This is a genomic window from Kaistella sp. (assembly GCF_049588135.1).
Lineage (GTDB): Bacteria > Bacteroidota > Bacteroidia > Flavobacteriales > Weeksellaceae > Kaistella.
In genome coordinates this window covers 1-10,841 of sequence record NZ_JBAVFG010000170.1, presented here as the reverse complement: position 1 = coordinate 10,841, position 10,841 = coordinate 1, and the positions used below count along the sequence as shown (strand labels likewise).

General features: G+C 35.1%; 10 protein-coding genes. All 10 read left to right on the top strand.

What is annotated here, in order from left to right:
- Window positions 1-54: 54 nt before the first annotated feature.
- The 10 genes from WBY99_RS09465 to WBY99_RS09420 all read left to right on the top strand — a co-directional run bounded on the left by WBY99_RS09465 (window position 55) and on the right by WBY99_RS09420 (window position 10,689).
- Window positions 55-759: an SDR family oxidoreductase gene (locus tag WBY99_RS09465; RefSeq protein WP_423976086.1), complete on the top strand. Its 705-nt coding sequence runs from the start codon at window positions 55-57 to the stop codon at window positions 757-759.
- 93 nt (window positions 760-852) lie between these two features.
- Entirely contained in the window at window positions 853-1,599 is a 747-nt protein-coding gene (locus WBY99_RS09460) for an electron transfer flavoprotein subunit beta/FixA family protein (protein WP_423976085.1), read from the top strand.
- 25 nt (window positions 1,600-1,624) lie between these two features.
- On the top strand, window positions 1,625-2,572 hold the full coding sequence (locus WBY99_RS09455; RefSeq protein WP_423976084.1) for an electron transfer flavoprotein subunit alpha/FixB family protein: 948 nt from the start codon (window positions 1,625-1,627) through the stop codon (window positions 2,570-2,572).
- 141 nt (window positions 2,573-2,713) lie between these two features.
- Window positions 2,714-3,307 carry a bifunctional nuclease family protein gene (locus tag WBY99_RS09450; protein WP_423976083.1) on the top strand — a complete coding sequence of 198 codons (594 nt, stop codon included), beginning with the start codon at window positions 2,714-2,716 and terminating at the stop codon, window positions 3,305-3,307.
- A gap of 15 nt (window positions 3,308-3,322) precedes the next feature.
- Window positions 3,323-4,582: a nucleoside permease gene (locus WBY99_RS09445; RefSeq protein WP_423976082.1), complete on the top strand. Its 1,260-nt coding sequence runs from the start codon at window positions 3,323-3,325 to the stop codon at window positions 4,580-4,582.
- A gap of 83 nt (window positions 4,583-4,665) precedes the next feature.
- Window positions 4,666-5,844, top strand: a complete 1,179-nt coding sequence (locus WBY99_RS09440) for an acetyl-CoA C-acyltransferase (RefSeq protein WP_423976081.1) — start codon at window positions 4,666-4,668, stop codon at window positions 5,842-5,844.
- A gap of 104 nt (window positions 5,845-5,948) precedes the next feature.
- A complete protein-coding gene (locus WBY99_RS09435) occupies window positions 5,949-7,436 on the top strand; it encodes an MFS transporter (RefSeq protein ID WP_423976080.1) in 1,488 nt (495 codons plus the stop codon).
- 85 nt (window positions 7,437-7,521) lie between these two features.
- Window positions 7,522-8,448 carry a mevalonate kinase family protein gene (locus tag WBY99_RS09430; protein ID WP_423976079.1) on the top strand — a complete coding sequence of 309 codons (927 nt, stop codon included), beginning with the start codon at window positions 7,522-7,524 and terminating at the stop codon, window positions 8,446-8,448.
- Between the two features lie 71 nt (window positions 8,449-8,519).
- Window positions 8,520-9,416, top strand: coding sequence for a UbiA family prenyltransferase (locus WBY99_RS09425; protein ID WP_423976078.1), 897 nt, complete (start codon window positions 8,520-8,522; stop codon window positions 9,414-9,416).
- Between the two features lie 163 nt (window positions 9,417-9,579).
- Window positions 9,580-10,689: a pseudouridine synthase gene (locus WBY99_RS09420; RefSeq protein ID WP_423976077.1), complete on the top strand. Its 1,110-nt coding sequence runs from the start codon at window positions 9,580-9,582 to the stop codon at window positions 10,687-10,689.
- The last annotated feature ends 152 nt before the right edge of the window (window positions 10,690-10,841 follow it).

The following is a 10,841-nucleotide window of genomic DNA, read 5'->3' as shown; positions in this document are numbered from 1 at the left end:
AGAGCGTCCCATAATTGGGACGTTTTTTTTTACCTTTAAGCAAATAAAAAAATAATGAAAAATAAAGTTGCTTATATTACCGGTGGAACAAAGGGTATCGGTTTGGGAATCGCACAAGTACTCCATAAGCATGGGATCACTGTTGCTATTTCAGGTCGTAATAAAGAAGATGCAATTGAAGTTGCCAACCAATTATCTACGATGGAAGCACCTGTTTTTGGGATCGGCTCTGATGTTAAAAATTTTGAAGACGAAAAAAATGCAGTTGCCGAAATCACCAAAAAATTTGGGAAAATCGATTATGTTATTGCAAATGCTGGCATAGGAATTTTTAAACCTGTTGATGAACTTTCAATCGAAGAATGGTCTTCGATGATTGATACTAACCTTTCTGGGATTTTCCACACTTTGAAAGCATCAGTTGAAGAGCTAAAAAAATCAGAAGGTTATTTTATTACCATTTCGAGTTTAGCAGGAATCAATTTCTTTGAAAATGGTTCTGGGTATAATGCGTCGAAATTCGGTGCAGTGGGCTTTACCCAAGCAGCAATGCAAGATTTAAGAAAATATAATATCAAAGTTTCTACGATAATGCCGGGTTCTGTTTCGACTCATTTTAATGGAAATGAGCCTTCAGAAAAAGATTCTTGGAAGATTCAACCAGAAGATATCGGGGAATTGGTTTTAGATATTTTAAAAATGAATCCAAGAAGTTTACCGAGTAAAATTGAGATTAGACCTTTGAAACCAAAAGGTTAATTATGTTCTAAATATCATTTTTTCAAATACTATGCATGCATAGTAAATATTTTTTTTATCTTAGCAAACAGTAAAAACAATAAATATTAACACATGAAAATATTAGTTTGTATCAGTAGTGTTCCGGATACTACCTCCAAAATTAATTTTACAGCAGACCAATCTGCTTTCGACAAAAACGGTATTCAGTGGGTAATCAATCCTTTGGATGAATTTGGATTAACCAAAGCAATCAAATTGCAAGAATCGGCAGGAGCAACCGTTACGGTTATCAACGTTGGTGATGCTACCACGGAGCCGGTGATTAGAAAATCTTTAGCAATCGGTGCTAACGATGCCATTAGAATTAATGTTGAGCCAAAAGACAGTTATGCTGTGGCAAAAGAAATAGCAAATATCGCTCAAAGTGGTGGTTATGATTTAATCCTTTGTGGTAAAGAATCCATCGATTATAATGGTGGAGCTGTTCCAGGAATGGTTGCCCAATTGCTAAACCAACCTTTCGTAAATGCTTGTGTAGGTTTAGAAGTAAATGGTGCCGAAGCAATTGCAGTAAGAGAAATCGAAGGTGGTAAAGAAACCATTTCGGTAAAACTTCCGGCAGTTATTGCAGGTCAAAAAGGTTTGGTTGATGAGAAGGATTTAATTATTCCGAACATGCGTGGAATTATGTCTGCCAGAACAAAACCTTTGGTAGTTAACGAACCAATAAACAGCGAAGTAAAAGTGGAGGCGGTTTCTTTCGATGCTGTTCCAGCAAGAGCAGCAGTAAAAATGGTGGCTCCTGACAATCTCGATGAATTGGTAAGATTACTTCACGAAGAAGCGAAAGTAATTTAATTCTTAACCTTAAACAAAATCAATCATGGCAGTATATGTATACGCAGAAAATATAAACGGAATCTATAAAAAAGCTGCATTTGAAGCGGTTTCTTATGCCAAATCAATCGCTGATAAAACGGGAGACACGGTTACCGCAATTTCCGTAAACCCAACAGATTCTTCAGACTTACTATATAAATATGGTGCAAATCAAGTCTTAAATATTAAAGACGATGGTTTAAAAAGTTTCAGTGCTAAAGCTTATGCACAAGCAGTAAATGAAGTTGCAGACGGAAATATTATTGTATTCCCTCACACAACTGATGCTTCATCGGTAGCTCCAATGTTGGCAATTATGAAAGACTATTCTTTGATTACCAACGCTTTGGAAACGCCAGAAAGTATCTCTCCTTTCCAGGTTAAAAGAAGAGCGTTTTCCGGAAAAGGAATGATGCACACAAAAGCTGATGCGGCAGGAGTTATTGTAACGGTTTCTCAAAATGCTTTTGGGATAAAAGAAAATGTAGTTTCTGGTACTGAAGAAGTGAAAAATTTATCGGTAGCTAATGAAGATACCAAAGTTATTTCTCACGAACAAAGTTCAGGAAAACTGGATTTGAAAGAAGCTGAAATCGTAGTTTCTGCAGGTCGTGGAATGAAAGGTCCTGAAAACTGGGGAATGATCGAAGATTTAGCAAACCTATTGGGTGCAGCTACAGCTTGTTCCAAACCGGTTTCTGATATCGGATGGAGACCTCACTCTGAGCACGTAGGACAAACTGGGAAAGCAATTTCGCCCAACCTGTATATCGCTGTCGGAATTTCCGGTGCGATTCAGCATTTGGCAGGAGTGAATTCTTCTAAAACAATTGTGGTGATCAACAGTGATCCCGAAGCTCCTTTCTTTAAATCTGCGGATTATGGAGTCGTAGGAGATGCCTTCCAGATCATACCGCAATTAACTGAGAAAATTAAAGCTTTGAAAGGATAAATTCCTTTTTCTGAATATCATCTTAAAGTCCAGAATTTATTTTGGACTTTTTTTGTAAATTTCTCATGATTTTTATTTTATTTTTTAACAAAAAAGACGGATCAAAACTCATAATGTGAAAATTTCATTTATATTTGTCTCATGGATTATAAAAAATTAACCATTCGAGGGATTTCCTACAGCCAAACGCAATCTGGCGCTTATGCCCTGCTTTTGGAACATGAAGAAAGCAATGTCAAACTGCCGGTTGTGATCGGTAATTTCGAAGCACAATCTATTTCATTAGGTTTAGAAAAAGATATTCATCCGCCGCGGCCTCTTACGCACGATTTATTTTCCAAATTCGTTTTGGCCACTCATTTTGAGATCACCTCCGTCATTATTTATCAAATTATTGATGGCGTATTTTTCTCTAATATCAATTTTAAAAATAAGACAACGGAAGAGGAACTTATATTAGATGCAAGAACTTCTGATGCTGTCGCAATGGCTGTCCGTTTTGACGCTCCTATTTATACCACACAGCAGGTTTTGAATGAAGCAGGTATTTTATTAGAACTCGATGTTCCCTCAAAATCCGCAGAGACAGTTGAAGAAGAAGTAGAAGGAAATCTATCTCGTCTCCCTATGGAGGAACTCAATAAACTTTTGGAGGATGCCGTTAAAGATGAGGATTTCGATGCAGCTTTAGAAATTCAGGAAGAAATAAAACGTAGAAAAAATAAAATCGACTAAAATTTTAATAATATTATGAATTTAAAATTAAGACTAACCGTTCTGTCATTCCTGCAGTTTTTTGTTTGGGGAGCGTGGTTAATTACCATAGGAGTTTATTGGTTCGGAACAAAACACTGGGGTGGACAGGAATTCGGTAAAGTTTTTGCGACTTTAGGAATTGCTTCTCTTATAATGCCTGCTCTCATAGGAATCATCGCTGACAGATGGATAAATGCCGAGAGACTGTATGGTATTTTGCATATTCTTTACGGGATTATTCTCGTATTCTTACCCTCTATTTCGACTCCGGAAAATTTCTTTTGGATCATGCTCGTCGCGATGATGTTTTATATGCCGACGATTTCTCTGTCGAATTCTATCGCTTATTATATTCTGAAAAATAATAATTACGATGTTGTAAAGGTTTTCCCGCCAATTCGGGTCTGGGGAACAGTAGGATTTATCGTAGCCATGTGGATTACCAATCTTACAGGAAATAAAGATTCAGGATCTCAGTTTTATATTGCGGCTGCTGTGGCTTTTATTTTAGGGATTTATGCATTCACATTACCAAAGTGTCCGCCGCAGAATTTAATTCCTGCCAATGCTACTTTATCAGAAAAACTGGGACTTAATGCGTTTTCTTTACTTAAAGATTACAAGATGGCGTTGTTCTTTTTATTCTCCATGTTTTTGGGTGCGGCGTTGCAGTTGACCAATATGTATGGTGATACTTACTTATCAGATTTTGGGAAAATTCCGGCATATGCTGACAGTTTTGTAGTAAAGCGGTCCACGTTGATTATGTCGATTTCACAGATTTCAGAAACGTTATTTATTTTGGCGATTCCTTTCTTTTTAAAGAGATACGGAATTAAAAATGTAATGCTATTATCGATGTTTGCGTGGGTTTTACGTTTCGGATTTTTCGCTTACGGCGGACCGGAAGGCTTTGGTTTAGGATTGATTATTCTTTCTTGTATCGTTTACGGGATGGCATTTGACTTTTTCAATATATCAGGTTCTCTTTTCGTGGAAACAACAACTGATTATAAAATCCGTTCGTCTGCACAAGGTCTGTTTATGATGATGACCAATGGTTTCGGTGCAATTGGTGGAAGTTTATTAAGCGGTTGGTTAATCCAGCAATATTTCACGCTCGAAAATGGTGATAAAATGTGGCAGGAAATCTGGCTGGTTTTCGCAGGTTATGCCTTAGTAATTACCATATTGTTTGCCATAATGTTTAAACATAAGCACGATCCGGAAGTTATCGCCGACCTAACACACTAATTTTTAAAATACAAAACACACTTTTTCAGAGTGTGTTTTTTTTTGTAATTTGGCATACTTAAAATAAATATAAATTCTACATAATGAAAGAAGTATTCATCGTATCAGCAGTGAGAACTCCAATGGGAAGTTTTCTGGGAAGTTTGGCCTCAGTTCCGGCTACAAAATTAGGTTCAACTGCAATTAAAGGTGCTTTAGACAAAATAAATCTTGACCCGAAACACGTTCAGGAAGTATATATGGGAAATGTTCTGCAAGCCGGAGAAGGCCAGGCACCCGCTCGTCAGGCATTAATGGGAGCAGGTTTATCCAACGAAACTCCTGCCACAACCGTCAATAAAGTATGTGCTTCAGGAATGAAAGCCGTGATGATGGCTGCACAGTCCATCAAAGCAGGTGATCAGGACGTGATCGTCGCAGGCGGGATGGAAAATATGTCCTCGGTTCCTCATTATTACAACGCCAGAAATGCGACCAAATTAGGCGATGTGAAAATGTTGGATGGAATGGTGCTAGACGGTTTAACGGATGTTTACAATAAAGTTCACATGGGAGTTTGTGCCGAAAAATGCGCCGCCGAATATGGAATTACCAGAGAAGATCAAGATCAATTTGCCATCCAATCTTACCAACGTTCTGCAAAAGCTTGGAGCGAAGGTAAATTTAATGACGAAATTGTTTCAGTAGAAATTCCACAAAGAAAAGGAGACCCAATTATTTTTTCTGAAGATGAAGAATACAAATCTGTAAACTTCGATAGAATCGGAACTTTACCAACCGTTTTCCAAAAAGAAAATGGAACCGTAACCGCAGCAAACGCTTCCACTTTAAACGACGGAGCATCTGCTTTGGTTTTAATGTCTAAAGAAAAAATGGAAGAATTAGGATTGAAACCTTTAGCAAAAATTATTTCTTACGCAGATGCAGCGCAAGCTCCGGAATGGTTTACAACCGCGCCCGCAAAAGCTTTACCAATCGCTTTGAAAAAAGCAGGTTTAGAAATTTCTGATATAGATTTTTTCGAATTTAATGAAGCGTTTTCAGTAGTTGGTTTGGCGAATAATAAAATTTTAGGATTAGATTCCAATAAAGTAAATGTAAACGGCGGTGCAGTCGCTTTGGGACATCCGCTGGGAAGTTCAGGTTCCAGAATCATCGTAACTTTAATTAATGTTTTAAAACAAAACGACGGAAAATACGGTGCAGCTGCAATTTGTAACGGTGGCGGTGGAGCAAGTGCAATCGTTATCGAGAACTTGTAATTTTTCTTGTTTTTTTTAAATTTAAACCATTAAGAATTATTAATGACATTTTTTCATTGATATCTTAATGGTTTTTTTATTTTTGTTTAATTAATAATTTCAACATGTCAGAAAACGCCAATTTGCAAAAGCCAAATATCAAGAATAATCCGAAAATCATGAAAGCTTGGGCTTTGTACGATTGGGCAAATTCGGTGTACTCATTAGTAATTACTTCTACTATTTTCCCGATTTATTATTCGATCATTACGACCGCTTACAAAAAAAAGGTTTTTATCGAAAGTTCTGGGGAGTGGAAAGAAGTTCCGGTTCCTCACATGATTAATATTATGGGGAATTCTTATGAACCAACTGCAATTTTCAGTTTTTCTTTAACTTTATCCTTTTTAATTGTTGTCATTATTTCACCTATTTTATCCTCCTTGGCAGATACGATTGGAAATAAGAAATCATTTCTTCAGTTTTTCTGTTATTTGGGAGCAACTTCATGTATGGGATTGGCGATGTTTACGGGCATGAATAACGTTTTCCTAGGCTTATTGTTCAGCATTACGGCAAGTGTAGGTTTTTGGGGAAGTTTGGTGTTTTATAATTCTTTCTTACCCGATATTGCAACGCCAGATCAACAAGATGCACTTTCTGCAAAAGGCTATGTTTACGGATATATTGGTTCTGTAATCTTATTAATTTTGTGCTTACTGCTCATTCAAGTCGTTGCAAAAACGCCGGAAGAAACTAAGATTTACACGAGAATTACCTTTTTAATTACAGGAGCTTGGTGGTTCGGATTTTCGCAATATACATTTAGATATTTGCCGCAATTTGGCTTAGTTAAAGATAAATTACCGAAAGATCTTGTCCTTTTAAATTATAAAAACATCTTTGCAAAACACGAAGAACATGGCGGGATTTTCGAAGTAATTAAAGATAATTTGGCATTTTACGTTGATATTGCAAAAGAAAGTTTCCGAGAACTTTTTAAAGTTGGAGGCGAATTGTTCAAAGACAGAAATCTAAAATTTTTTCTGTCCTCTTTTTTCTTTTACAGTATTGGGATGCAGACGATTTTTTTAATGGCAACTTTATTCGGAACCTCAGAAATTTTCACCCGCGAAGAAGATCAATATAAACTGATTATCACCATTTTGGTCATTCAGATTGTTGCTATTTTTGGCGCTTTGGCTTTTTCCAGATTATCAAAATCAATAGGGAATAAAAATGTAATCAGCATCGCCGTCGGAATTTGGATTATTTGTTGTCTTTCTGCATTTTTCCTTAAAAAAGAAAATCCTAAAGTAGAAATTCAGTTTTACGCTTTAGCTGGTCTTATTGGTTTGGTAATGGGTGGTTTGCAAGCAATGTCACGTTCTACTTATTCGAAATTGTTACCAGAAGATTCTATGGATAATACGACCTATTTTAGTTTTTATGATGTTTTAGAAAAGCTTGCGATTATTTTAGGATCATTAATTTTCGGGATTGTTATTCAAAAATTTCACAATATGCATTACGCATTCATAGGAATGTCTTTCTTTTTTGCAATTGGCTTGATATTGATCAGATTTCTTAAATTAAAATCCTATAAATCCTAATGATTACGAAATTCCTATTTTAGTAAGTAATTTATTGATAATCAGAAATATTGTATATTTGCACAGGGAAAACAGATTATAAAGAATGACCAATCCATTATTTTACGCAAAGATTCTTTTATTCGGAGAATACGGTATCATCGAAGATTCGCAAGGACTTACGTTGCCGTATAGTTTTTATAAAGGAACATTGAAATTCTCTGATTTAAAAAGTGATTTTGAGAAAAAATCAAATGATTCACTTTTAAAATATTCAGAATATTTAAAAGATTTACAACTTCCAGAAATTTTTCAACTCAATATTTCAAAGTTCAAAACGGACATTAGTAAAGGACTTTTCTTTGATTCTAATATTCCGCAAGGATATGGTGTTGGAAGTTCTGGTGCTTTGGTAGCGGCTATTTTTGAAAAATATTCGGTAAAAAATTATCAGCCAGAACAAGTTTCTAAAAACGAACTCAAAAATCTACGTACTATCTTCGGTCAAATGGAAAGTTATTTCCATGGAAAAAGTTCAGGAATTGATCCTTTAATTTGCTATATGAATCTGCCGATTCTTATTGAAAGCAAAGAAAGCGTGGATAAAGTTGCTATTCCGGAAGGTCATGAAGGAAAAGGAGCAATCTTTTTAATCGATTCTGGAATGACTGGAGAAACCGGACCAATGGTTCAAATCTTCTTTGAAAAAATGAAAACCGAAGGTTTTCGTAAAACCATGAAAGAAGAGTTTATTCGTTACAACAACGCTTGTATCGAGGCTTTTCTGAAAAAGGAAATGAATCCACTCTTTAGAAATCTGAAAAATCTTTCTGTTTGGGCTTATGAACATTTCAAACCGATGATTCCCGAAAGTATTTATAATGCCTGGAAAAAAGGTTTGGATACCAATGCTTATTATCTAAAACTCTGCGGAAGTGGCGGTGGCGGTTATATTTTGGGCTTTACCAAAGATTATAAAAAAGCAGAAAAAATGCTTGAAGGTTTTCACAAAGAAGTTATTTATCGGTTTTAAATCAATGATTAAAGTCGAAAACCACCAATCAAAATTTAATTTTAATTAAGCAGTTTGTGACTTTACGCTCCATGAAAAATCCCTTACTTTATCGGTTTTCTCAGTTCATTGCCTTTTTGATGGGCGCACGGGTTTTCGTAACTCTGCTCCTTACTTTTGCTTTATATGTTTCTACTTTTTCTCTCTTTAATCAAGAAGAAAGTTTGCGAAATTTTGTTTTCGATTTCAAAGTTCATGGGATTATTTTTTGCTGCATTCTAAGTATTCTAGCAGGCGGAATTATCAATCAATTCTATGATCGGGAGAAAGATCAGGTGACCAAACCGTTTAGAACAAGAGTTCAAAATTTTCTTAAACAAAAGTATTTTCTATATGCCTACATCGTTCTTAATTTATTTTCGCTGGGAATTGCGGGAATGATTTCGATGCGGGTTTTCTTTTTCTTTTTGGTCTATCAGTTTTTAATGTGGTTTTATAGTCATAAATTAAGTAAATTATTGATTATTAATAATTTAACTTTTGTGAGTTTATCTCTTTATCCATTCTTTGGAATGTTGTTTTATTACAAAACGTTCTCGCTTCAAATCTTTTTGATGTCTATTTTTATATTTTTAATGCTTTTAATTATTGATGTTATTAAAGATACTTTAACTAAAAATGCAGACAAGGTTTTTGGCTATTACACGATTCCGAACTATTTTAGTGCTACAAGTTCAAACGTTTTTATAATCTCTCTTTTAATTATCGTACAGATTTCTTCCGGATTAATTATTTGGAAAATGAGCTTGCACAGTATTATGAGTTACTATTTTGCTGCCAGTATTTTTATTCAAACCGTATCGGTATTTTTAGTTTTAAATAAAACCAAATATTCGAAGTTTGTTAATCTGAATATGCTAAGAATCTGGATTTTCATCGGGATTATTTCAATGTTGGCCAACGGAATTCATCAGTATTATTTTTTATAAATAGGCTAAAATTTAGTTTTTTGTTTTAAACGATGATTCTATTAAAATTAAAATTTCTAGAATAAATTTTATTTCGATTGAGAAATTTAGTTCGTATCTTATTGTATCATCGCATTTAAACAAATAAAAAATAGCTTATCTTTGCAGATAAATTTTTCAGAATATGAGCAGAGATAGTAATGGTAATAAGAAGCCACGCATTAGCAAAATTTCTAATTCAGGAAGTTCCTCAAAACCACGTGGGACAAAATCTGCTCGTCCGCGAACTGAAAAACCAGTAGAAAGAAAAGAGCCAAAAGAACCGAAAGCACCGAGAGAACCAAGACTAATGTCTCAATCGGAAGCGAAATCTTATGAGAAAACTTTCGACAAACCTGCTTCCCGAAAAATGGGAAAAAGAATCGGAAAATCTTTTGATAGCAGCAGTAAATTTGAAAAAGGTTCTGCAAAATCTGGCGTTAAAAAGCCATATAAAAAGCCTTTCGTTCCAGTTGATGAAGCAGAGAAAACCCGTTCATTCGTTCAGAAAAGAAGGTTTGATAAACTCGCTAAAGAAACACCAAAAGAATCCATCCGTTTAAATAAATACATTGCGAATTCAGGAATTTGTTCCCGTAGAGAAGCAGATGATTTGATTACGCAAGGTTTGGTAGAAGTAAACGGAAAACCAGTAACAGAAATGGGTTACCAAGTTCAGAAAACCGATAGAGTGGTTTTCGACGGACAAGGAATTACGCCAGAGAAACCAGTTTACGTTTTATTGAATAAACCAAAAGGATATATTTCTACGACAAAAGACGATAAAGCCAGAAAAACTGTTTTGGATTTAGTAGCGAACGCTTCACCTTACCGATTGTTTCCAGTTGGTAGATTAGATCGTTCTACAACTGGAGTAATTTTGTTGACGAACGATGGCCACATGACTAAGAAGCTGACTCATCCATCTTTTGCCATGAAGAAAATCTATCATGTGACTTTGGATCGTAAATTAGACAGAGCCGATTTAAATATGATCCAGGAGGGAATTCGTTTAGAAGAAGGAATTGCAGAAGTTGACAGTATTTCTTATATCGAAGGAAAACCTAAAAATGAAATCGGGATTGAACTTAGTATTGGCTGGAATAGAGTAGTACGTCGTATTTTCACAAAATTAGGTTACGAAGTTGAGTTGCTTGACAGAGTATTATTCGCTGGCTTAACCAAGAAAAATATAAAACGTGGTCACTGGAGAATCTTAACTGAATTGGAAGTGAATACTTTGAAAATGATCTAAAATTTAGAAAAATAAAATTTCATTTTTCATCAAATGAAATAAAATAGAAACTTCCCAAAGTGATTCACTTTGGGAAGTTTCGTTAGAGATATTATAATCAATAATTTACTCTATTTTTTATCATTTATTTTTGCGCATTTGTTATATTTACA